A 23810-nucleotide genomic window follows, 5' to 3' on the forward strand; every position below is an offset into this window, starting at 1 on the left:
GATGTCTGTTTGTTGCAATAACCAATAAAGCATAATTTTTCCTTAAAGTATCTTATAGTCTTAGACGGTGGTCAACTCATTAATCAATGTTTCCATTGCCATGCCACGAGAGCCTTTGAATAGCACAGTGGCTTTACTTTGGTTTAGTAATTCCTGCAAATCCTTCAGCAAAGCTGGCTTATCCTGATAATGTGTCGCAATCGGCTTGATGGTATTGATGGCATCGGCGGTGTGTGCCATATGCACTCCCAAGGTCAATACATGATCGATGCCAAGCGTTGCCAACTCCTTACCCAAGCTTGCGTGCTCACTATCGGCAGCATCACCCAGTTCAAATATATCACCAAGCACCAAAATCTTGGTATTTTCTTCAGCTTCAAGCACACGAGCTGCTGCCATCATCGATGTTGGATTGGCATTATACGTATCATCAATCAAGCCATGCTCGCCAAAGCTGATACGGGTCAAGCGACCTTTTGGCGGTACTGCCGACTCAAGCCCTTTGACGATAGTCTGTAGATCCACACCCAGCGCAAAGGTTGCTGCCGCTGCCGCCAGCGCATTGGCAACATTATGCTCACCGATAAAAGGTAGATGCACAGGTAGGCTTTCGACATCATCCACATCAAGATTGGTATTTAGAGTAAATGTACAATGCGTTGCAAAACTTTCAACATCATCAGCGAACAAATCGCCCATCATTAGCACGCTTTCAACACCTTCTGCTTTGAGTGCTTGACAGTCTGTATCGTCCAGTCCTGCTTCATCAATGGCAATAGATTTTTCACCAAAGCTTAATGCCTGCTCGGTGTATTTGGCAGCTTCATCCGCCAAAGTCGGATAAAATTCGTCAGACAAAGGCAGTACCGCCACACCATCGGCGTGCAGTGCGGTATAGATCTCGCTTTTGGCACGAGCGATGTTGGCACGACCGCCGAACTCACCCAAATGTGCCGTGCCGATATTGAGCACGACTGCGACATCAGGACGCACCAAATTGGCAGTATAAGCAATCTCGCCCAAGTGATTAGCGCCCAACTCCATCACCGCAAAGCGATGCTCATCGCTAAGCTCAAGTAGCATCATGGGTACACCAAGGTCGTTATTGAGATTGCCACGCGTCATCAAGGTCGGCGCAATTTGGCTTAAAATCGCCCCAATCATCTCTTTGGTCGTCGTCTTACCACTTGAGCCAGTCAAGGCAACGACGGTCAAATCAGGATGCTGATCACGGCGATATTTGCCCAAATCCCCCAAGGCAAGCTTGGTATCTTTGACAATCAACTGCGGTAGATCACAGTCCACTTCACGCTCGACAATCAGTGCGACTGCACTGTTTTCTTGGGCAGTTTTGACAAAGTCATGCGCATCAAATCGCTCACCTTTAATTGCCAAAAACACATCGCCCGCACCGATTTTGCGGGTATCAGTGGTGATGGCGGTCGCAGTGATTGCTTGTCCATCAAGCTTGTGCCAAACGCCCTGTGTGGCTTGCTGTAAATTGTCTGCTTGCCAAATATAGCTTGGCAAATCGGCAGTGGAAGCGGTCATAATATCGCCTTAACTTTTAAAAATTAAATACATTCAAATTATTTGCCATACTTGGCCAAATAGTCATCCAAAATCGCCATATCATCAAAGTCATAACGCACGCCTTTGATTTCTTGATAAGTCTCATGCCCTTTGCCTGCGATCACCACAATGTCATTGGCACAGGCTGTGCGAACCGCTAATTCTATCGCTTTTTTACGGTCGGCTTCGATGGTAATTTTGTAATGATCTTCACAAGACAGACCCTGCTGCATATCTTTTAGGATGGCAGATGGCTCTTCGGAGCGGGGATTGTCCGCTGTCAAAATCACATGATCAGCAAAATCAAGTCCTGCTCGTGTCATCAACGGTCGCTTGGTACGATCACGATCCCCACCACAGCCGAACACCGCAATCAACTTGCCATCACAATGCTTGCGTAGGCTTGAGAGTACTTGCACCAGTGCATCAGGTGTATGTGCATAATCGACGATGAACGAGCCAGTCTTTGAAACAGCTCGCTGCATTCGTCCACGAGCACCCTGTAGCCTCGTGATGAGTGATGGCAAGCTATCCGCCTTGTCTGGATACAGCGCCAAAAACGCCGCCATGCTTGCCAGCAAATTATCAACATTAAATAAGCCAAGCAGTGGACTATGCACCGTCATCTCGCCATGTGCGGTATTGGCATCGATCACCACGCCATCTAAGCTTGGGGTGACCATCTTGGCAAAATATTCAGCCGTGCTGTCTTTTTGGCTATAGCGATACACAGGGTATTGTTTAGTATCTTTAAATAACTGATATTCAGCATCGGCATTGATGATGCCGTATTGTAGCGTTGGGAATAATGCTTTATCAAACAGCTTTGCCTTGGCATCACGATAGTCATCCATATCACGATGATAATCGAGATGGTCGTGGGATAAATTGGTATAAATCACCACTGCCACAGGCACGCCCTGCAAGCGATATTGATCCAGTCCATGTGAGCTGGCTTCTAGCGCTACCATCTGCACGCCTTCTTTTGCCATTTGATACAAAAATTCATGCACCGTCAGCACATCGCCTGTGGTGTTCGCCGACTGCACCAACTGCCCCAATCGCCCATTACCTGCCGTACCCATGATGGCAGATGACACGCCTGATGATTGGCACAGCTGAGCGACGAGCTGACTGACAGTGGTTTTGCCATTAGTGCCAGTAACAGCAACGACCGTTGGCAGTGGCACAGCACCATTAAGCTGCAATCGAGCCGCCACCAAATCACCCAAAATCGTGCGAATACTTGGCAAGCTCACTACAGGAATGGATACGCCATCAAGCACAAGTACATCTGCATCAAACTCACTGATGATAAAGCTTGCAGTATCTTTGACGGCTTGGATGTAGCGATTGGCACTGTCAATGGATGCTTGTGCATCTTGGCTTGTGCTTTTAAGCAAAACAAAGCCGTCTTGCTCGCTAATTTTGCGACTATCCAAACAAAAATTAACCATCTGATGCGTCAAGATTGGTGCAAACCATGACTGCAACTGCAACAAGCCGATTTCTGATGTCACCGTGTGGGATGTATCAGTTGCTCGTTTGATAATTTCACTAAAATTCACTGCACGCATAAGATTTCCTTTCTGATATTCTTAGGGTTGTTTTTTGGTTGGCTCATCAGCTTTAGCCGTGTCAGCCTTAGGCGTTTCTGCATACAGCGGTTTGTCATAAGGGACATTATAAAGACGCAACGCCTCTTTCATGACATTATGAAATACTGGTGCAGACACCTGCCCTGCGTATGACTGCTTACGTGGATCTTCCACCAAAATCGCCACGACAAAGCGTGGGTTGGACGCCGGTGCCATACCGATAAATACCGCACGATGCTGATCGGTATAATAACCCCCTTTCGGATTGGCACGGCGTGATGTACCTGTTTTGCCTGCGACACGATAGCCGTTGATGGCGGCGCGCGCACCCGTACCGCCTTGGGCAGTGACCAACTCCATCATTTTGACAATCTCTTGGGCGTGCGTTGCCGAAATCACTTGCTTAGACTCTGCTTGATCAATATCTTGAACCAGTCTAAGCGGTTTCATCACACCATTATTACCAAGTGTTGCATAGGCTTGCACAAGCTGAGCCAAAGTAACTTCCTGACCGTAGCCATAGCTGAGCGTTGCTCGGCGTGATAATTCATTTGCCGACGGGACTTTGAGCGTGCCCGATGCTTCTGATGGGAAGTTGAGTGCTGTTTTTTGACCCAAGCCAAATTTTTGTTGCATATTGACAATGGCATCATTAGGTAGTGCCAAAGCGATTTTTGCTGATGCGACGGTACTTGAACGCTGAATCAAGCGTGCCAAAGTGATTGCGCCATAATTTTTACCATCACGGATAGTATAGCCACCGACACTCAGACTGCCTGGGTTGGTATCGATGATGCTTGTGGTGCTGTATTTGCCAGACTCAAGCGCCGCCGCCACTGTGAATGGCTTGACTACCGAACCTGGTTCAAAGACATCCATCACTGGACGATTGCGTTCATTGGCGCCGTCACGGTCAGATAGATTATTTGAATTGAACGACGGCCAAGAGCTCATCGCTAGCACTTCACCTGTCTGCACATCGACAACCATTCCTGAGCTTGAGCGGGCAGATTGCAAACGACCGACCTGCTCAAGTTCTTTGTACAAGACATACTGCAAGCGAGAATCGATGGTCAGATGTAGATCTTGGCTTTTGACCTGTTCTTTTAATACAGAAATTTCACTAATAGGCATATTTAGGCGATCTCGCAGCAGCACGATCTTACCTTCTTTACCTGTCAAATATTGGTTAAACTGCGCTTCCAACCCTGCTCGACCAATCAAAGAATCATCATTCTGCGATCGACCCAAAAAGCCGATAATTTGAGCATTGGGCTCAGCTTGCAAATAATAGCGTTGGTCAAGCTGATCAACACCAATTGAGCCACCAACTTTCAACTCAAGCACAGGAGCGGCAATCTCAGGTGATACACGATTTAGCAGCACTACTCGTCGTCTGCCTGCAGCTTTTGGCATGGCAGCGGCGATTTGAGCATCGATATCATCAGCTTGATAGTCAAGCTTGTCATTGATCTGTACTGCTGCTTGTAGTTTTTCAAGTGGATAGCCTGTGGCAGCTGCAACCTTGACCAAATCAAGCGCATCAAGCTTTTTGCTGATATTACTCTTGGCAGTATCCGAGCTGACATTTTGGAGCATCTTATTCAGCCGGTAATATTCAGCAGCGTAGGCTTCTGCATCAAAAAATACCGTCAAAAGCGGTGCATTTGCTGCTAGCGGTGTATCATTACGATCAAAAATCATCCCTCGCGGTGATGTCACCGTTCGAGTTGTCACTGACCTACCTTCCGCTGCCGCCTTGAGTCTTGGGGCATCAATGACTTGCCGATAAAATGCCATCGCAACCAATGCCACAAACCCTAGTAGCATAATCGCCCAAATGATATAAATACGAATCACATCATCTGAATTGACTGTCAAAGATGCTGAGCGGCGTTTTTTTGGACCAAGCCCAAAAAATGACTTCACTTTTGACCAAAATGTATCAGACTCTACCGCTTTTTTACGGCGTAGCGGTGCTGTTACCACAGCTGATTTTGGTGCGGTCTTGCGTGTTGATTGCGATGCTTGATTTGACTTACTCATCGCCCTGCCCCTTCTCGCTCACATCCACAGGATTTGCCGCAGGGGGTAGAACTCGGCGATTTTCACCCGTTGGGAAAAACATGCCAAGTTCACTCACGGCACGGCTTGCCACTTGCGGTGTGGCGCTAAAGGTTTGCTGCTCGATCATCAGCCGTTGCTCTTCGGTTTGTAAATCTTCAATCTCAACATTAAGCTTACGAATATCGATATGCACCTGATGACGCAGCTGAGTTTGTTCAACAACTTTGATGCCTGACCACAAAATCAGCATCACCAATATCGCCAAAATTATACGCAGCACCGTCGTTAGATTCATACGCATCATCGATGGCATCTCTTGATAAGTGCTTGTTTTTGGGTTGCTCATTTGCATATCTGCCAGTTGGATTGATTAGGTTATTATATTGCAATTTGATTATTGGATCCACGCCACATCGCTACGGGTTGCGCCACGCAGCCACGCACTGCGTGCACGGGGATTGGCTTTGACTTCGGCATCGCTTGGCGCGACTCGCTTTGGCTTACCAAAGTATTTGGGACGCACAGGCGGCATCGGCAGATGCGCATCTTCTTCGTATTGCCCACGACTATGTCTTTGTAAGAACTGCTTGATACGGCGATCTTCAAGCGAATGAAAGCTGATCACCGCAAGCTCACCGCCTACCTTTAGCACCCTGATGCTTTGGTCAAGAAAATCATCGACATCGCCAAGCTCATTATTGATAAAAATCCGCATCGCTTGAAAGCTTTGGGTGGCAGGATGCTTGCCTTTTTGCCAGTTTGGATGTGCCTGTTTGATGACTTCTGCCAGTGCCAAGGTAGAGTCATAATTTTCCATCGCCTTGATTGCTCGAGCGATACGCCGTGAATGACGCTCTTCGCCATATTCAAACAGCACATCAGCAAGCTCATCAGCAGACACACGATTCAGCCACGCCGACACAGGCTCGCCACGCGTGGTATCCATCCGCATATCCACCGCCCCATCTCGCATAAAGCTAAAGCCACGAGCACCATCATCCAGCTGCGGGCTTGACACACCAAGGTCTGCCATCAAGCCATCAATCTTATCAATGCCAAGTGCCGTTAGGCTATCTGATAGACTTGCAAAGCTGTCATGCACCACCTTAATGCGGGCATCCACCTGCGCTAAATCCCGTGCCACAGCGATGGCTTCAGGGTCTTTGTCAAACACCACAAGGCAAGCATCATCTGCCAAATACTCAAGCAACAATCGGCTATGCCCACCCCGCCCAAAGGTCGCATCGACATAGATGCCTGATACCGAACGCTTTGGCACATCGGCAAGCGTCTTGACGCCAAGCACCATCGCCACCGTCTCTTCGAGTAGGACAGTAGTATGACTAAAATCGGCTGTGGCTTGGCTTGACATATCGCCCCTTGTGTTGGTTTTGGTTTGGGTTGTTTTAGGTCTTGGCTAATTTAGTTTGGCTAAGTTTTAACGCTTTAACGAATTGACAGCCGTTCATTGACTGATAATTCATCATGATTTATCAAAATTCACCAAATTACTTGCTTATATTTCAAAATTTAATAAATTCACCATAAAGTAAATTTTATTAAACAATCGCATGGAAATATAACCTTACTATTTTAGCAGTAATTGGTGTATTTTTGGGGAAAATGTGGCGGTTTTTTGTATGCGTTTGTTACTAATTTTAAACAGCTTTGCCAATCCGTCAGCATTCAGCCATCTTCAGCTACCAAAAATCGTGCTAATTTGGTATCATAACCACAATTTATGCATTATCTTAGCCATTTTTGAAATTATTTTGAGATTACTTTGAGATTATTATGACTCGTCCAGTTCGTACTCGTATCGCCCCAAGTCCAACGGGCTTTCCCCATGTTGGCACTGCTTACATTGCACTATTTAACCTAGCTTTTGCCAAATCGATGGGCGGCGAATTTATCCTGCGTATCGAAGACACCGACCAAGTGCGTTCAACCGCCCAATCCGAGCAAATGATTCTAAATGCCCTAAAATGGATGGGGCTGACTTGGTCAGAAGGTCCTGATGTCGGCGGCCCGCACGCACCGTATCGTCAGTCAGAGCGTAGTGAAATTTATAAAAAATACGCCCAACAGCTACTTGATGACGGTCATGCGTTCCGCTGTTTTTGTACGCCCGAAGAGCTCAATGCCATGCGTGAAGCGCAGATGGCACAAGGTCTGCCGGTCAAATATGACGGTCGCTACGCCAATCTTAGCCGTGAAGAGTCGGATGCACTAGCCGCAAGCGGCAAGCCATTTGTCATTCGTATGCGTGTGCCAACTGAAGGTGTGTGCACCATTCATGATATGCTGCGTGGTGAAGTTGCTATCCCTTGGGAGCAGGTCGATATGCAAGTTTTGCTAAAGACTGACGGTCTGCCAACTTACCACCTTGCCAATGTCGTCGATGACCATTTGATGCAAATCACCCATGTGTTGCGTGGTGAAGAATGGCTGCCATCAGCGCCAAAACATCAGCTATTGTATCAATATTTTGGTTGGGAGATGCCTGTACTGTGCCATATGCCACTACTGCGTAACCCTGACAAATCCAAGCTATCTAAACGCAAAAACCCAACATCCATCACCTACTATCGTGATGCTGGCGTATTGCCTGAAGCCCTGCTGAACTACTTGGGTCGTATGGGTTATAGCCTGCCAAATGAACAAGAAAAATTCACCCTAGATGAGATGATTGCAAGCTTTGACATCAAGCGTGTCTCGCTTGGTGGCCCTGTCTTTGATATCGAAAAGCTCTACTGGCTAAACGGCGAATACCTGCGTGCGATGGATGTAGAAAATCTAAAAAACACCATCCTAGCATGGGCAAGCGATGATGATAAACTTACCGCCATCGCCAAAGCCATTCAGCCACGCATCAATCTATTATCTGATGCCATCAACTGGGCGGGTTTTTATTTCCAAAACCTACCAAATGTCACCGCCGAAGATTTTGCACATAAATCACTTGATACCGAACAACTGCTTGAAATCCTATACCTTGCCACATGGCAACTTGAGAGCCTGCCTGAATGGAGCGAAGAGAACATCTATAAGGTACTCAAGGGCTTGGCGGCGAATTTTGAGATTAAGCTTAAGGACTTTATGCAGCCGTTCTTTGTTGCCATTGCCGGTAGCACATCAAGCACCCCTGTGATGAACTCGATGTTCGTGCTTGGTGCAGATATGACGCTGGCTCGCCTGCGCCATGCCACCGAAGTGCTTGGCGGTCTTGGCAAGAAAAAGCTGAAAAAGCTTGAAGAAAAGAACAAAACTTTGCCAAATTTCTTGGCGGATGAATAATTGCTTGGCTTAGCTATGGTTGGTTATAGCTGAGTTATAGCAAGCACAAAACGGCATATCTGTCATCGATGTGCCGTTTTTTATTGATAATTTATGAACAAAATCAAAGCATTATGGGATTTATGACAAATTCGCAAATTTTTTGCAAAAAAGGCTTGACGCTCCAAAAAATTACTGTATAATACGCACTCATTAGCACGGGGCTATAGCTCAGTTGGTAGAGCACTTGCATGGCATGCAAGGGGTCAGCGGTTCGACTCCGCTTAGCTCCACCAAATCGCTAATGATAGATGTAAGCACCTAGGCATTTTCTTACATTCTATAACTATTCAGTTATTTTTAGTTTTAAATCAAAACTAGGCAGCGAGCCGCAGATAGTACAAGTAGTACAGCAAGGCGAGCTAACGAAGTTTTGATTAAAAATAAAAATAACAACCTTGCGTCCCATTCGTCTAGAGGCCTAGGACACCGCCCTTTCACGGCGGTAACAGGGGTTCGAATCCCCTATGGGATGCCAATATTCTTCTCATCTGAGAGCAAAAAGCCAGTCATATAGCGACTGGCTTTTTTGTTATACGGCATTTATCCGAGCATTATGGCAAATTTTCATACTCATCTTGGCGTTGGTGCATTGGCAAGCGTTGGTGTTGCTGTTGCAGGCTTTAGCACGCAGTTGTATGGGCTGACGACAGCACTACTGTGCGCCATCATTGGTACGCTTGGCAGTTTGTTGCCCGATATTGACCTTGAGCATTCACGCCCTGCTGCACAGGGATTTTTGGTCGTCTCGCTCATCACATCAACACTCATCACCATCTTATACGCCAATCGTTATAGCGGTGATGAGCTGATATTGCATTCGCTGATGGTCTGGGTGGTGGGATTTTTGGTACTGCGATTTGGGGTGTTTGAAACCTTTAGCCGTCTGACCACACATCGTGGCATGGTGCACTCGATTCCTTATATGGCGGCGTTTGCTTTGGCGGTGGTTTGTGGGGCATTTTATGGGTTACATTTGACAGCCTTTGTCAGCTGGCTGTTTGGACTTGTGCTATTTATCGGTGCAATGGTGCATTTGCTACTAGATGAGATTTATAGCGTGGATGCGTTTGGTCTGCGACTCAAACAATCCTTTGGCACAGCGATTAAGCTGTTTGAAAAAGACAAGCTCGTGCAATATGCTTGCCTATATCTGGTGCTGGGCGTGCTGTATTATCTTACCCCACCCCATCAAGATTTGTGGCGTGGCTTGGCGCGTATCACTCGTCAGCTGATGGGTTAATCTAGAACCGAAACGCCATCCCTGTCGCCACAAAGCATAATGACCACAGACAAATCAAGCCCACATGAACTGCCATCACCTTAAGCGTGCTGTCGGTAAAGTTGCCCTGCTCAAGCCTTGCCACCACACGGAATCTGGCGTGTAATGCAGTGATGATGGTGAGCACAAGCCAAGTTAATTTGGCATGAATCAAGGCGGTCAAAGTCCCCATCGGTGTCAGCCAAGTAGCCACAGGTGTGATGGCGTTTAGCATATATAAGCCTGTGATGATTTGCACCGCCAAAGCCGTCATGCCAAGCGGTTCATAGCTTTTTTCGAATGTTAAAAAGCCTGCCACATCTTGCTTACGCACAAAAGTTGGCATCAGGCGAATGAGTAGATACAGATGTCCACCCACCCAAATGCTTGCACCGATTAAGTGTAAAAATAAGGCAATTTTCATCATACTCTACGCCCACTACGAAATACGCTGGTATCTTGATAAAAGTCAGCATCTTGCCCATCCCAAAAATACGGCACGCCAAGTACAGGCAAGGGTTGTAAGTCTCTTGGCGTGGTAGCGGGATTGGACAGCCAATGATTCAGTTGCACTGACACACGCTCATCCAATATCGCCAAGCGTTCGGCAAAAGACATCTTAAAAAACGAGCCATCCACCGGGACAATCAGCGTATGACCGCACAGATTTTTGCGTGGATGAATCAGCTGCTCTAATAGTGCATGCCCAAAGATAACGGCTTGAGCATGGACAGCTGCCTGCTCATCGGTATTTGGCTGATACCAAAACTGTCTTGGGGCGACAAGCGACCCCGTCCAATCAAACTGACACAAACGCTCGGCAATGCCCTCCCCTATCGCATCATCACTCACCGCTAGGATAATACCATTTTCATCAAATACCGTGATGGCATCACGCACACGATTACGCCCATTGCCTGTGGCATCATCGCCCAGATGCTTTAGGTGATGAAAATTTAGCATGGCTTTGGACTTTGGGAAACTTGCCCAAATACACGCCCCAAACCAATCGTGCAGATTATCCCGTGTGGGGATTTTGCCTGTCTCGCCGATATAGCGTTCATACGCCACGCCATGTGGCAAATCGCTTTGGTCGGTAAAGCTAAGCACTCGCCCTGTGTGGCTTGCTAGCGATAAATGATTTTCTTTAAAATACTCATTCAGCCATACAGACAATGGCACTTTACCATCCATGCCAAATGCCTGATGCATACGAACAAATGGTGCTAGCCAAGGACGCGCTTGGTCAATGGTAGCAAACGCATCGGCAAAGCTGGCAGTTGCCATCAGACACTTGCCCCTACCGAGCGTGCCAAGGCGATACCTTCTTCGATGCTCATATAGGTTTTTTTGCTGGGTGTATCACGAAATACCACATCGCCATCTTTAAAAATCACGCACTCATCGACGGCAAGCTGTTGCCATTTTTCATTATCCGTCAAAGGCACAGTGACCAAAATCGTTACCTTGTCATTTTCGGTGGTGACATCCTGAAAATTAATCGTCATCTCGCCATCAGACAGTTTGGCTTCACCAAATGGTGCTTTACGAGTCAGATAAAATAATAAACTGCCCGCATATGCCAAATGCCAATCGCCATTGGATAATAGGCAATTGTACAAGCCATTGGCAGACAGATAGCGACACTGCGCCGTCAAAAAGGCAAATAACGCTTCGTCCGATGGACGGCTTTTAAAGGTGGCTTTTAGGCGGTTCAATAGATAACAAAACGCCAATTCGCTATCAGTCGTGCCCACAGGCGTATAATGCTCGGCATTGCCGTTCGCCATCAGACGCTCGGTGCGTTTGACAAAACTCTCGGTCATCTGCCCATTATGCGCAAATGCCCACTGCTCGCCCCATACTTCACGCACAAAGGGGTGAGTATTGGCAAGGCTGTTACTGCCCTGCGTGGCTTTGCGGATATGAGCAATGACATTCATCGCACGAATGGGGTAATTATTCACCAAATCAGCAATCGGTGATGAATGGCTTGGCTTATCATCATGAAATTGGCGCAAACCCACGCCTGCTTCATGGGCATTTTTTTCAAAAAACGCAATGCCAAAGCCGTCTTCGTGATGGTCGGTCAGCCCGCCACGCTTGCGAAAGCCTGCAAAGCTAAAGCCGATGTCGGTGGGGGTGTTGCAGTTCATTCCTAGAAGTTGGCACATCAGACACGCCCCCAATGAAAACTTGCTAAGCGTTTCATCAAATCAGGATTTTTTACCATAATATCATCGCCCGTACGCCCTTGTTCACGGTTGTAGTGGATGACATTGAGACGCAGTAGCCAAAAGATGGTCGCACTATAGGCTAGCATCACAGGCAAGGCGGTCTTTTCGTCATCAGTCAAAGGACGCACACTCTCATATCCCGCCACAAAGGCATCCATCTTCTCGGTATCAAAATTCACGCTCTCACCATCGGTGGCATTACCCCAAGTGGTACAAAAATCGTTGATGGTAATTGCCACATCCATCAAATAATGCTCCACCGACACTTCAGTAAAATCAAGCAAGCCGGTCAAGCGTGGCGTCTGTGCACTAAAATCCCACAAAGTATTGTCAGTAAACATATCCAGATGGCAAAGCCCTTTTGGTAAATCGCTTGGCAAATTGGCATATGCTGTCCAAATGTCGTTCATCAAGCGCGCTTCATCGGTTGGCATAAAGGCAGTTTCACGCTCTTTGACCCTTGCCCAGTCATACAGTGGCACGCCATAGTCTTCGGCAGGCTGTAGCGTGGTCAAGGTGTCATGCAGCACCGCCAACGCCTTACCCATTTCATGACACATCACGGTGTCTGTCTGTGTTGGATGACTGCCTGCCAATTTTGGCACGACCAAAATCGCTTTATTTTCATAACGCATGACGCAGTCTTCGCCGATTTGATTGCCTTTGGCGGTGAGCTTGACAAGCGGTGGGGCAATCGGTAATTTATCCTTTAAGGCGTGCATGACGGTTGCCATTTTTATAATATCAGCAGGCACACGCTCTTCGTATAGGGTAAATACATAAGAAAACTCATTGCCTTCGTCGCCATCTGTCTGCACGAACCAGTTGGAATTTTTCACCCCTTGGACGATGGGAATGGCTTTTTTGAATTTGACACCAAACAAACCACAAAACGCAAAAAATTCATCTTCGGACAAATGGGTATAAACAGACATAAGATTTCCTACAATCAGCACAAATCGGGCAAATCGCCCTGCGATAAAAACTTGCTGATATTTTAATGATTTTTTGATAAAATTGCCAAGTTATTTTAGGATTAAGCAGTGATTATTTCTGGCATAAGCCCGTCAAATCAGTGCTTGACTCATCGTTCAACTACGCCATAGGATACGCCATGCTTGCCAAACGCCTGATTCCTTGCCTTGATGTCGAAAACGGCCGTGTGGTCAAAGGGGTAAATTTCATCAATATCAAAGATGCAGGCGACCCTGTCGAAATCTCCAAACGCTACAATGACGCAGGCGCAGACGAAATCACCTTTTTGGACATCACCGCCACATCCGATGGGCGAGATACTACTTATCATACCGTTGAGCTGATTGCCAAATCCATCTTTATTCCACTGACCGTCGGTGGTGGCGTGCGTAAAATCGAAGATATCAGAAACCTACTGAACGCTGGCGCAGACAAAGTCGGCATCAACTCTGCTGCCATCACCAATCCTGATTTGGTCAATGATGCCGCCGCACGCTTTGGCAATCAGTGCATCGTCGTCTCTATCGATGCCAAGCGAGTGACCAAGCCTGATGGCAGTATGGGCTTTGAAATCTTTACCCACGGTGGTCGTAAGCCAACAGGCATCGACGCCATCGAATGGGCAAAACAAATGACCGCTCGTGGCGCAGGCGAATTGCTCGTCACCAGCATGGACGGTGATGGCACACGCCGCGGCTATGACCTTGAGCTGACTCGCACCATTGCTGACAGTGTCAATATTCCTGTCATCGCATCAGGTGGCGTGGGCAATTTACAGCATCTTGCCGATGGCGTGACCTTGGGCGGTGCTGATGCGGTACTTGCGGCAAGTATTTTTCACTTTGGTGATTATACCATCGGTGAAGCCAAAGCCTTTATGGCAGCTCAAGGCATCCCGATGCGATTGGTTGAGCCACGCTAAATCAGTTAGGCAAGTTTTAATCAATCATCCAAAGTGGATAAACCATCAATTTTGCAATCAAAGGTTGCAAAATCACGCTTAAAAAGACGGCTAATCTATGCTAAAATAGCACCGTTACAACGATTGATATATTTTTAAAATTAGGATAACACAATGACAACTTATACTGCACAAAAAGCCGCCATCACTCATATCGAAGGCGCATTGGACAACAACAAAGATGTCCGCATCGGTATCGCTGTTGGTCGTTTTAATGGCTTTTTGGTTGAAAGCTTGGTTCAAGGCGCAATCGATGCCTTAGTTCGCCACGGCGTACAAGGCGAAAATATCGATGTCGTGCGTGTACCGGGTGCGTTTGAATTGCCACTACTTGCCAAACGCATGGCGGTTTCGGACGAATACGATGCCATCGTCGTGCTCGGTGCAATCATTCGTGGTGCGACACCGCATTTTGACATCGTGGCAAGCGAATCTGCCAAAGGTCTAAGCCATGTGGCGCTACACCACAGCATCCCTGTGATCAATGGCATCTTGACCACCGAGAACATCGAGCAGACCATCGAGCGTGCCGGCACCAAAGCAGGCAACAAAGGCTATGAAGCGGCGATGACTGCACTTGAGATGGTATCAGTACTAAAAGCCATCTAATCCCCCATCCTGCACATCCATCATAGATGGGTGTGCTTGGTGCGTTTAAGCGACGCATCACGAATGAGCCATCATTCTGCACTATTTAACAGCGTTAATTGATCTTTTGCTTTGCAATCGGATGCTTGGCAAGCCGTGCAAATTGGGCAATTTGCCGATTTATGCACTGGCTAATTTATGGTATAGTAAGCCATACGCATCCTTTTGCCATTATTGGACATCGTTTATGACAGACCACATCATCCCATCAGACACTGGCTACAAGACCACTCACACCGCTGTGCGTAAGGCACGCCGTTTCGCCCTACAGGGTCTTTATGAATGGCTATTGACCGATTATCGATTCTCAAAAGTCGATCGCCATCTGATGGGCGGCAACGAACCGCATAATATCGCTGCACGCACTCGTGCGGACAACGCCATGCATACCGTGCATTTGGGCTATTATCATGAATTGATGCGCCAAATCCCAGAGCAAGCAGATCAATTGGTGCTGGAATTTTCAAGCTACATCGATCGTAGCTTTGATCGCCTTGATCCCATCGAAAAAGCCGTACTACTCATCGGTGCGTACGAGCTCAAATACAGTCTGCATATCCCTTATAAAGTCGTGCTTGATGAAGCCATGCAATTGAACACCCATTTTGGGGCGACCGATGCTCATAAGCTCATCAATGCTGTGCTTGACCAATACGCCAAAGTCGTGCGTGAAGCCGAAGTCAAAGCTGATCAAGCGAAAAAATCAAACGGCTGATTATGTCCGAATTTTCGCTCATCGCTCGGCATTTTTGCCGTCATCAAGCCGCTGCTGATATCGCCATCAGTGTCGGTGATGACTGTGCCGTCGTTGATGCGCCTGTCGGTCAGCAGATTGTTATTTGCACCGACACGATGGTGGCAAATCGCCATTATCCAATGGACACACCAGCGCACGCCATCGGTCATAAGGCGGTGGCGGTCAATCTGTCCGACCTATCTGCAATGGGCGCAGCGCCCCACAGCATCACCCTTGCTTTGAGCCTGCCTGGCTATGATGAAGCTTGGGTGGCAGATTTTGCCGATGGGCTGTATGCGATTTGTGATCGCTATGGCGTTAAGCTCATTGGCGGTGATACCACTTATGCACCGACCACCACCATCAGCGTGACGGCGATGGGCTTTGTGCCGACAGGATATGCCATCACACGCACAGGCGCTAAGCCTGATGATGTGATATGCGTCAGTGGTAAGATTGGCAGTGCTGCTTTTGCCTTGTACGAAATCCCATCAGGACAGGCAAGCCTGCTTCGTACAGCACTGGATTATCCCGAGCCACAGGTGGCACTTGGGCAGGCTTTGCGTGGCTATGCCAATAGCATGATTGATATTTCTGATGGCTTGGGGCAGGATTTGGGGCATATCCTAAGCGGTAGTGGCGTGGGTGCAAAGCTATATTTGGACAGCATACCTTGCGATGACTCATTGGATCAATTGCCCTTTGCCCAAAAATATCAGCACATTCTAAATGGCGGTGATGATTATCAGCTGTGCTTTACGATAAGTAAAGAAAAATTTGCCCAATTTCAAGCGGATTTTCCCCATTTATCCATCCATGCCATCGGAGAAATCATGGCAGATAGTGGCATACGGTTGTTTGAGCATGGACAAGCAGTAGCCTTTGATATCAAAGGGTTTGAGCATTTTTAGGGTGATGATATGAGCGATAATCTTGAAAAAACCGAACGCCTGATTCGTGAAATTAATCTGATTCATGCCAAATATTCACAAGATTATTTTGAAACAGGCAAGGTGCAAAAGGTCAATTTAAGCCATACGCTAAAAAATGTTCCCATCGAGCATATTTTATCTTATCGGCTCAACCTGCACGAAGCGATTAACGACTATCTGCTGTTTGCCGACACCAAAGATATCGCTTTTTATTATCGGGTCAAAACTTCCGAAAGCATCCACGCCAAAATCGCTCGCTATTTGGCAAGACAAAATCAATATCCTGTGAATAATATCTTAAATGATATTTTTGGTGCTCGCATTGTTCTGCCATCGGCGGATATTGCTGTGATTTTGGATAAATTGGATGAATTTAAAGAAAAATACGGTCTAAAAAACTGGTATCTGCGAGATGTGGATGGCTACATTGGCATCCATGTGTATTTCAAAAATGCCAGCAACTTTTATTATCCGTGGGAATTGCAAATTTGGGATGAAAACGACGCCCTGACCAATATCCAAAACCACATCGCCTACAAGCGTGACTTTGTCAAATAGGAAAGCCATGAGCCAAGCCAAACCCGACATCTACAAATCCAATCAGTGCCCACCTTGCCCACCGAGTGCAAGCCGCTTTGACAAGTGCATCTATTGGCTTGGCATCGGCTTGGGTTCAGGTTTGCCACGCCGTGCTGCTGGTACTTGGGGGACGGTTGGCGGATTGGTGATTGCCCTGCCTTTGATTTGGGCGGGGTTTTGGGTGTTTTTGGCAGTGACACTGATTGGACTTGTCATCGGTAGCCACATCTGTGGCAAGACATCACAGCTGATGGGCATCGAAGATGATCCGCACATCGTGTGGGATGAATGGGTAGGTATGTGGCTCAGCCTACTACCAACGGTATTTGTGCTACATCAGTTTGGGCAGATGAGTGAGTTTTATCCAAGTTCCGTGACTTTTTGGATTGTCATTGCGCTTGGTTTTGGGTTATTTCGACTGTTTGATGTGCTAAAGCCTGCACCGATTAGCTGGGCGGATAAGTATGTCTCGGGCGGTTTTGGGATTATGCTTGATGATGTGCTTGCAGGCGTGATTGCAGGGATGATTACGGTGATTGCGGTGTTTAGCTTTGTGCCATTTGGCTGATAAACCATACAACGGCAGTTTATCAACCAAATCAATGACTTATAGCTGACAGTTCACCATCCATTGGATGCCAAATTTATCCTTAATCACGCCAAACATCGCACCCCAAAAGGTCTTATCGAGTGGCACAACCACCGTACCGCCATCAGACAGCGCATGATATAGGCGTGTCGCTTCATCTACTTCATCAGCGGTGAAATTCAGATAATAATTGATTTTCATACAGTTTTCCTTATGGGTGAATTTGTATGTATTGCATTATAAATAGCTGGTGCGTTGAGCGATATTGAAGTTTTGTAAACTGTCTGATTGCATAACAAAACCACAACCAAACCTGTGCAAATTTTTGCCAAAATCTCATGAATTTTTGTTAAAATTGATGGATTGACATAATTTTAAGGAAAATCCCATGACCCTACACACCATCATCCTAGCTGCTGGCAAAGGCACACGCATGAAATCTCGCCGTCCTAAGGTGCTACAGACCTTAGCAGGCAAGGCGTTGGTTCGCCATGTGCTTGATACTTGCCAAAGCATTCAATCCGACAGCACGGTGCTGATTTATGGCTTTGGTGGTGAAATGGTTAAGGCGGATTTGGCGGATTATGCCGTGACTTTTGCCGAGCAAGCTGAACAGCTTGGCACAGGTCATGCAGTCAAGATGGCACTGCCACACCTGCCTAGTGATGGCAAAAGCTTGATTTTGTACGGTGATGTGCCACTGACCCAAGCGGACACCTTGACTAAGCTGGTCGAAGCGAACACTGACGGCATCTCAATGCTGACCCTAAATGTCGCCAATCCATTTGGACTTGGGCGTATCATCCGTGAAGATGGCAAAGTGGTCGCCATCGTCGAACAAAAAGACGCCACCGACGCCCAAAAAGCCATCACCGAGATTAACAGTGGCATCTACTGCGTGGACAATGCCCTACTGCATAAATACCTACCCATCCTAAGCAATGACAACGCCCAAGGCGAATATTATCTCACCGATATCGTCAAGCTTGCTGTCGCTGATGGCGTGACCATTGCTACCATCGCCCCAGAATTCGAGTTTGAAATCGAAGGGGTCAATGACCGCATTCAGCTAGCCGCCCTTGAGCGCACCTATCAAGCGCACCAAATCCGAGCTCTACAGGTGAACGGCGTACAGTTCGCTGACCCAAGCCGTGTCGATATTCGTGGCACACTGACAGCAGGCAATGATGTGTTTATCGACATCAACACCGTATTTATCGGTGATGTCAGTCTAGGTGATGGCGTGCAGATTGACGCAGGCAATGTGATTAGCAACACCACCATCGGCGCAGGCACGCATATCAAGCCAAACTGCGTCATTGATGACAGCGTCATCGGCGCTGATGTCGCCATCGGGCCATTTGCGCATCTACGCCCAAAAACGGTGCTGGCGGACAAAGTTAAAATCGGCAACTTCGTAGAAACCAAAAAAACCCAAGTCGGTCTGGGTAGCAAAATCAACCACCTAAGCTATGTCGGTGATGCCACCTTAGGCGCTGATGTCAATATCGGCGCAGGGGTGATTACCTGCAATTATGATGGTGTCAATAAATTTAACACTATCATCGGTGACAATGCCTTTGTAGGTAGCAACTCAAGCCTAGTCGCCCCTGTCACAGTCGGCAAAGGCGCAACCATCGGCGCAGGCTCGGTCATCACCAAAGATGCACCAGAAGACAAGCTGTCATTGGCTCGCGCTCGCCAAGCCACCATCGATGGCTGGAGTCGCCCAACCAAAAAATAAGCCATCAAGTCTATGGCAATCATCAGCACAAATCATCACGGTTTGTGCTTTTTTATGGCTAATTACCCACCCATATTCATATAAATTTGTATAATTAAAATTTAATATTGCTAATTATTCACCACTGAATTATAATTGCTCAAATTTTAATCATTTTTGTCATACACTTGCACACCACCGCACAAGGACGACACATGACCGCTTTTTCGCTCAAGGCACATCTAGAACGCCAAAATATCGTCATCTCATGGCAACGATACGGTATCGAAGCGCTCAATTTTATGGCGCTTGGGCTGTTTTCGTCCTTGATTTTGGGCTTAATTATCAAAAATATCGGCACTTGGGCAAACTTGCCTTGGCTCATTGACATCGGTACGCAGGCGCAGAGTATGGTGGGTGCAGCCATCGGCGCGGGGGTCGCTTATGCGCTCAAATCGCCACCGCTTGTGCTATTTACCAGTATCATCACAGGCTTTGCAGGGGCAAGTCTTGGCGGGCCTGTGGGGGCATTTGTAGCGGCGCTGATTGGCGCAGAATTTGGTAAACTTGTCCATCACATCACACCGCTTGACATCATCGTCACACCAGCGACAACGCTGATTGTCGGCATGGCGGTGGCAGGATTTGTCAGTCCGCTGATTGCCGAGCTGATGACTTCATTGGGGCAGTTTATCATGTGGGCGGTAGAGCTCTCCCCCATCATCATGAGCATCGTCGTGGCGGTGGCAATGGGGCTGATTCTCACCTTGCCTATCTCAAGTGCTGCCATCGCCATCAGTCTAGGCTTGGGCAGTTTGGCAGCAGGGGCGGCGACGGTGGGCTGTGCGGCGCAGATGATTGGCTTTGCGGTGATGAGCTATCGGGATAATGGCATGGGCGGTGCGGTTGCCTGTGGGCTTGGCACGAGCATGATTCAGATGCCGAATATCCTAAAAAATCCCAAAATCTGGCTACCGCCGACGCTGTCTGGGGCGATTTTAGCGCCTTTTGCCACGGCGATGTTTGGCATGACCAATATCCCATCGGGTGCAGGCATGGGTACATCAGGGCTTGTCGGGCAAATTGGCACGCTCGATGCTATGGGGGCAAGCCTTAGCACTTGGGGGCTGATCATTGCCTTTCATGTGCTACTCCCTGCACTGCTGACTTGGGTATTTGCCAAAGTCATGCGCACCAAAGGCTGGATTAAGGATGGTGATTTGACACTGGATAAGGCTTAATCAATATAAAAAGTCATTAAAAATCAAAATCTTATAAATTTTTGATAAAATCATTCCCAAAAACACTTGCAAAGGATAAAAATTTCGGTATAATTATCGCCCTATATAGGGGTATCGCCAAGTTGGTAAGGCATCAGGTTTTGATCCTGACATTCGTTGGTTCGAGTCCAGCTACCTCTGCCATATTTCCAAACAAATGCCTCCTGTTTGTTTTGGATAAAGTTCGCAAATCTTTATAAAAAAATTTGCATCTAGGGGTATCGCCAAGTTGGTAAGGCATCAGGTTTTGATCCTGACATTCGTTGGTTCGAGTCCAGCTACCTCTGCCAAATCCAATCAAGCCGATCAGCAATGGTCGGCTTGATTTTTTTTGCACTTTTTGTCCTTTGCCAGCAAAAAACTTTACAAAAATCACTAAAAATTATCACACCCCCTGCAAATTTCGCCCCAAAGATGCTAAAATATACACTTAATCGGCTTGTATTTTAGCTTTTTTCGATTTGCTTTTATAGGATTCTTCCCATGTCATATATGGCTGTCTTTTCAGGTAGTGCCAACCCACAGCTTGCCCAAACCGTTGCTGATAATCTTCACATTCCATTGGGTAAAGCAGATATCACTCGTTTTTCTGATGGTGAAATCGCCATCGAAATCAAAGAAAATGTGCGTGGTAAAGATGTTTTCATCCTACAGCCAACCTGTGCGCCAACCAATGACAACCTAATGGAAGTCATCTTGCTTGCAGATGCGCTACGCCGTTCGAGCGCTGGTCGTATCACTGCGGTGATTCCTTATTTTGGCTATGCTCGCCAAGACCGTCGCCCTCGTTCAGCTCGTGTGCCGATCTCTGCCAAAGTCGTCGCTGATATGCTATCAATCGCTGGTATCGACCGTGTGATGATGGTGGATCTGCACTCTGACCAAATTCAAGGTTTCTTTGATGTGCCAGTGGATAACCTATACGGCACACCAGTCCTACTAAAAGACCTAAAACAACAAAATTATGACAACCTAATGGTCGTCTCACCAGATGTCGGCGGTGTCGTGCGTGCTCGTGCAATGGCAAAGCTATTGGGTGATGCTGACCTTGCCATCATCGATAAACGCCGTGCCCGTGCCAATGAATCACAAGTCATGCACATCATCGGTGATGTCTCTGGTCGTGACTGCGTGATTGTTGATGACATCGTGGATACCGCAGGTACGCTGTGCAAAGCCGCTCAAGCACTCAAAGACAATGGCGCACGCCGTGTCGTGGGCTACATCACCCATCCTGTACTATCAGGCAAAGCGATTGAAACCATCAAAAATTCAGCACTGGATGAGCTGGTCGTCACTGACACCATTCCACTATCAGATGCAGCCAAAGCCTGTGGCAATATCCGCCAAGTCAGCATCGCTGCGATGATTGCCGAATCGCTACGCCGTATCAATAACGAAGAGTCAATCAGCGCTATGTTTGAATACGATGTCTAAGCAACGATGATTGATTCAAATTCATAACAAGCAAATCCGCCAAATACATCATTTGGCGGATTTTTTTGCCTTATCTTATCTGCAATTTTTAATTCTTATATCAAGCCTTAGCCAATCCCATCAAGCTTTGCAAACTTTGCATAAGCGAACACAGCTTAATAAGACTTGATAAAACTACCAAAAAAAATACCGCCAACTTAAACCAAGTGGCGGTATTGTGTAGAACGTGAAATTAGCCTTTTAGACCTTTTTCCATCTCTTCAAACTGCGCAACAATCTTCGCTTCAGGTGGTGCAGTCATTAGGCTGACCACGATGGTTGCAATAAAGCTGAACGCAAAGCCCGGTAGGATTGAGTAGATGGCATCATTGGCAGGCTGACCACCAATTTCAAAGCCACCATATACCCACACAATCACGGTCAATGCACCAACAATCATACCTGCCAATGCACCGTTGCGGTTCATGCGTTTCCACATTAGGCTTAGGATGACCAATGGGCCAAATGCCGCACCAAAGCCCGCCCAAGCGTGCGAAACCAGCTTCAATACTGAGCTGTTGCTATCGCCAGCGAGCATAATTGCGACCAGTGCCACGATGACTACCGAGATACGACCGACCAAGACTTGGCGTGCTTCTGATGCTTCTTTGTCCAAGAATAGCTTGTACACATCACGGGTTAGCGAGCTTGATACAACCAATAGCTGAGATGAGATGGTGCTCATAATCGCCGCCAAAATCGCCGCCAATAAGAAACCTGAAATCAGCGGATGGAATAGAATCTGCGAGAATACTAGGAAGATGGTCTCAGGGTCATCCAGTTTTTGACCAGTCTTGGCGATATAAGCCACACCTGCCAAGCCCACCATCAATGCACCGATGAGGCTTAGAATCATCCAGCCCATACCGATGGCAGTCGCCACAGGCACATCTTTGACCGAACGAATCGCCATAAAGCGCACGATGATGTGTGGCTGACCAAAGTAACCAAAGCCCCACGCCATCAAGGAAATCACACCCATGACGGTGACACCATTCATCCAGTTAAAGACCTCAGGATTCGCCTGCTGGGCGATGGCAAAGCCTTCTGACACACTGCCAATTTCGCTAAATGCCACGATAGGCACAAGTAGCATGGCAATCAGCATGATGACACCTTGAACAAAGTCAGTCAATGACACCGCCAAGAAACCACCAAATAGCGTATAAGCCACAACCACACCTGCCGTCACCCACAGACCTAGGCTATATGACAGACCCAGCGAGCTTTCGAACAGCTTACCACCTGCCACAAGACTGGCTGCGGTATAAACGGTAAAGAACACAATGACGACCAGTGCCGACACGATACGCAATAGATGCGATTTGTCATGGAAACGGTTGGCAAAGTAGTCAGGCAAAGTGATGGCATTATCCGCCACTTCGGTATAGACACGCAAGCGTGGCGCAACCAATAGATAGTTGGCAAATGCACCAATGGTCAAACCAAGCGCAATCCAAATACTCACAACGCCCGATGCGTACATATAACCCGGCAAGCCAAGCAATAGCCAGCCTGACATATCCGATGCGCCCGCTGACAATGCCGTCACCGCAGGGCCAAGATCACGACCGCCGAGCATATAGCCTTCGACATCGTTTTTTTGTTTAAAATAGGCATAGACACCGATGGCGAGCATCAAAATAAAATACACCGCCAACGAAATCCAAACACCAGTAGCCACTTCTCCCATGGCACACTCCTTAAAACCACACGGGCAATTGCCCGCAAATATCTTACAAATAATATTTTACAAATATTGTGTACTTAGATTTGTGCGATACTATTATGAAAAGTTATCGACACATAAGCACAACTATTATAACACAAAAATAACAGA

22 protein-coding genes and 4 tRNA genes are annotated in these 23810 nt (G+C 47.3%); 15 read left to right on the forward strand and 11 right to left on the reverse strand.

The window, feature by feature from the left end; all coding sequences use genetic code 11:
• Positions 1 to 60: 60 nt before the first annotated feature.
• From murF to rsmH, 5 genes are read right to left on the reverse strand one after another with little or no spacing between them, the layout of a single operon-like run.
• Entirely contained in the window at positions 61 to 1551 is a 1491-nt protein-coding gene (murF, locus tag Q0N89_RS08065) for a UDP-N-acetylmuramoyl-tripeptide--D-alanyl-D-alanine ligase (protein ID WP_294035223.1), read from the reverse strand.
• Positions 1552 to 1589: 38 nt separating this feature from the next.
• A complete protein-coding gene (locus tag Q0N89_RS08070) occupies positions 1590 to 3149 on the reverse strand; it encodes a UDP-N-acetylmuramoyl-L-alanyl-D-glutamate--2,6-diaminopimelate ligase (protein WP_294035225.1) in 1560 nt (519 codons plus the stop codon).
• 21 nt (positions 3150 to 3170) lie between these two features.
• Positions 3171 to 5216, reverse strand: a complete 2046-nt coding sequence (locus tag Q0N89_RS08075) for a penicillin-binding protein 2 (protein ID WP_294035227.1) — start codon at positions 5214 to 5216, stop codon at positions 3171 to 3173.
• The gene (locus Q0N89_RS08080; RefSeq protein WP_294035229.1) at positions 5209 to 5583 is read right to left on the reverse strand and encodes a cell division protein FtsL; all 375 of its coding nucleotides are present in this window, start codon (positions 5581 to 5583) and stop codon (positions 5209 to 5211) included. Before Q0N89_RS08080 ends, Q0N89_RS08075 begins: the two co-directional genes overlap by 8 nt.
• 48 nt (positions 5584 to 5631) lie before the next feature.
• Positions 5632 to 6609: a 16S rRNA (cytosine(1402)-N(4))-methyltransferase RsmH gene (gene rsmH / locus Q0N89_RS08085; protein ID WP_294035231.1), complete on the reverse strand. Its 978-nt coding sequence runs from the start codon at positions 6607 to 6609 to the stop codon at positions 5632 to 5634.
• Positions 6610 to 7031: 422 nt separating this feature from the next.
• Between rsmH and gltX the strand changes: the two genes are divergently transcribed.
• The 4 genes from gltX (at position 7032) to Q0N89_RS08105 (ending at position 9816) form a co-directional block, all read left to right on the forward strand.
• Positions 7032 to 8534 carry a glutamate--tRNA ligase gene (gltX, locus tag Q0N89_RS08090; protein ID WP_294035233.1) on the forward strand — a complete coding sequence of 501 codons (1503 nt, stop codon included), beginning with the start codon at positions 7032 to 7034 and terminating at the stop codon, positions 8532 to 8534.
• A gap of 199 nt (positions 8535 to 8733) precedes the next feature.
• Positions 8734 to 8809 (forward strand) — tRNA-Ala (locus Q0N89_RS08095).
• A 166-nt stretch (positions 8810 to 8975) separates the two neighbouring features.
• Positions 8976 to 9051: transfer RNA gene (locus Q0N89_RS08100), tRNA-Glu, on the forward strand.
• 78 nt (positions 9052 to 9129) lie between these two features.
• Complete coding sequence (locus Q0N89_RS08105; protein ID WP_294035235.1) at positions 9130 to 9816, forward strand: metal-dependent hydrolase; 687 nt, start codon at positions 9130 to 9132, stop codon at positions 9814 to 9816.
• Position 9817: 1 nt separating this feature from the next.
• On the opposite strand, the gene Q0N89_RS08110 is transcribed toward Q0N89_RS08105, so the two are convergent.
• Genes Q0N89_RS08110 through Q0N89_RS08125 form a run of 4 tightly spaced genes read right to left on the reverse strand, consistent with a single transcriptional unit; the run spans position 9818 to position 13006 of the window.
• Positions 9818 to 10261, reverse strand: a complete 444-nt coding sequence (locus tag Q0N89_RS08110) for a CopD family protein (protein ID WP_294035237.1) — start codon at positions 10259 to 10261, stop codon at positions 9818 to 9820.
• Entirely contained in the window at positions 10258 to 11121 is an 864-nt protein-coding gene (locus tag Q0N89_RS08115) for a DUF3025 domain-containing protein (protein ID WP_294035239.1), read from the reverse strand. The genes Q0N89_RS08110 and Q0N89_RS08115 overlap by 4 nt, the downstream gene beginning before the upstream one ends.
• On the reverse strand, positions 11121 to 12008 hold the full coding sequence (locus tag Q0N89_RS08120) for a class II glutamine amidotransferase (RefSeq protein WP_294035241.1): 888 nt from the start codon (positions 12006 to 12008) through the stop codon (positions 11121 to 11123). Before Q0N89_RS08120 ends, Q0N89_RS08115 begins: the two co-directional genes overlap by 1 nt.
• Positions 12008 to 13006, reverse strand: a complete 999-nt coding sequence (locus Q0N89_RS08125) for a homoserine kinase (RefSeq protein WP_294035243.1) — start codon at positions 13004 to 13006, stop codon at positions 12008 to 12010. The genes Q0N89_RS08120 and Q0N89_RS08125 overlap by 1 nt, the downstream gene beginning before the upstream one ends.
• Positions 13007 to 13185: 179 nt before the next feature.
• Here Q0N89_RS08125 and hisF point away from each other — a divergent pair, with 179 nt between their 5' ends.
• The 6 genes from hisF to Q0N89_RS08155 all read left to right on the forward strand — a co-directional run bounded on the left by hisF (position 13186) and on the right by Q0N89_RS08155 (position 17470).
• Positions 13186 to 13968 carry an imidazole glycerol phosphate synthase subunit HisF gene (gene hisF / locus Q0N89_RS08130; RefSeq protein WP_294035245.1) on the forward strand — a complete coding sequence of 261 codons (783 nt, stop codon included), beginning with the start codon at positions 13186 to 13188 and terminating at the stop codon, positions 13966 to 13968.
• Between the two features lie 153 nt (positions 13969 to 14121).
• Positions 14122 to 14616, forward strand: a complete 495-nt coding sequence (ribE, locus tag Q0N89_RS08135) for a 6,7-dimethyl-8-ribityllumazine synthase (RefSeq protein ID WP_294035247.1) — start codon at positions 14122 to 14124, stop codon at positions 14614 to 14616.
• Between the two features lie 226 nt (positions 14617 to 14842).
• The gene (nusB, locus tag Q0N89_RS08140) at positions 14843 to 15370 is read left to right on the forward strand and encodes a transcription antitermination factor NusB (protein ID WP_294035249.1); all 528 of its coding nucleotides are present in this window, start codon (positions 14843 to 14845) and stop codon (positions 15368 to 15370) included.
• 2 nt (positions 15371 to 15372) lie between these two features.
• Positions 15373 to 16302, forward strand: a complete 930-nt coding sequence (gene thiL, locus Q0N89_RS08145) for a thiamine-phosphate kinase (RefSeq protein WP_294035251.1) — start codon at positions 15373 to 15375, stop codon at positions 16300 to 16302.
• A gap of 9 nt (positions 16303 to 16311) precedes the next feature.
• Positions 16312 to 16881 (forward strand): GTP pyrophosphokinase, encoded by a 570-nt coding sequence (locus tag Q0N89_RS08150; RefSeq protein WP_294035253.1) that lies wholly within the window; start codon positions 16312 to 16314, stop codon positions 16879 to 16881.
• A 7-nt stretch (positions 16882 to 16888) separates the two neighbouring features.
• Entirely contained in the window at positions 16889 to 17470 is a 582-nt protein-coding gene (locus tag Q0N89_RS08155) for a phosphatidylglycerophosphatase A (RefSeq protein ID WP_294035255.1), read from the forward strand.
• Positions 17471 to 17509: 39 nt separating this feature from the next.
• On the opposite strand, the gene Q0N89_RS08160 is transcribed toward Q0N89_RS08155, so the two are convergent.
• On the reverse strand, positions 17510 to 17692 hold the full coding sequence (locus tag Q0N89_RS08160) for a VOC family protein (protein ID WP_294035257.1): 183 nt from the start codon (positions 17690 to 17692) through the stop codon (positions 17510 to 17512).
• A 187-nt stretch (positions 17693 to 17879) separates the two neighbouring features.
• Between Q0N89_RS08160 and glmU the strand changes: the two genes are divergently transcribed.
• From glmU to Q0N89_RS08185, 5 genes are all read left to right on the forward strand, one after another.
• A complete protein-coding gene (gene glmU / locus Q0N89_RS08165; protein ID WP_294035259.1) occupies positions 17880 to 19235 on the forward strand; it encodes a bifunctional UDP-N-acetylglucosamine diphosphorylase/glucosamine-1-phosphate N-acetyltransferase GlmU in 1356 nt (451 codons plus the stop codon).
• A 194-nt stretch (positions 19236 to 19429) separates the two neighbouring features.
• Positions 19430 to 20455 (forward strand): PTS transporter subunit IIC, encoded by a 1026-nt coding sequence (locus Q0N89_RS08170; protein WP_294035261.1) that lies wholly within the window; start codon positions 19430 to 19432, stop codon positions 20453 to 20455.
• 107 nt (positions 20456 to 20562) lie between these two features.
• Positions 20563 to 20638, forward strand: a tRNA-Gln gene (locus Q0N89_RS08175).
• Positions 20639 to 20708: 70 nt separating this feature from the next.
• Positions 20709 to 20784 (forward strand) — tRNA-Gln (locus Q0N89_RS08180).
• Positions 20785 to 20977: 193 nt separating this feature from the next.
• Entirely contained in the window at positions 20978 to 21931 is a 954-nt protein-coding gene (locus Q0N89_RS08185; RefSeq protein WP_078254629.1) for a ribose-phosphate pyrophosphokinase, read from the forward strand.
• Between the two features lie 232 nt (positions 21932 to 22163).
• Here Q0N89_RS08185 and putP read toward each other — a convergent pair whose 3' ends face one another.
• Entirely contained in the window at positions 22164 to 23663 is a 1500-nt protein-coding gene (gene putP, locus Q0N89_RS08190; RefSeq protein WP_294035264.1) for a sodium/proline symporter PutP, read from the reverse strand.
• Positions 23664 to 23810: the final 147 nt, after the last annotated feature.

Source organism: uncultured Moraxella sp. (assembly GCF_945873075.1).
GTDB lineage: Bacteria > Pseudomonadota > Gammaproteobacteria > Pseudomonadales > Moraxellaceae > Moraxella.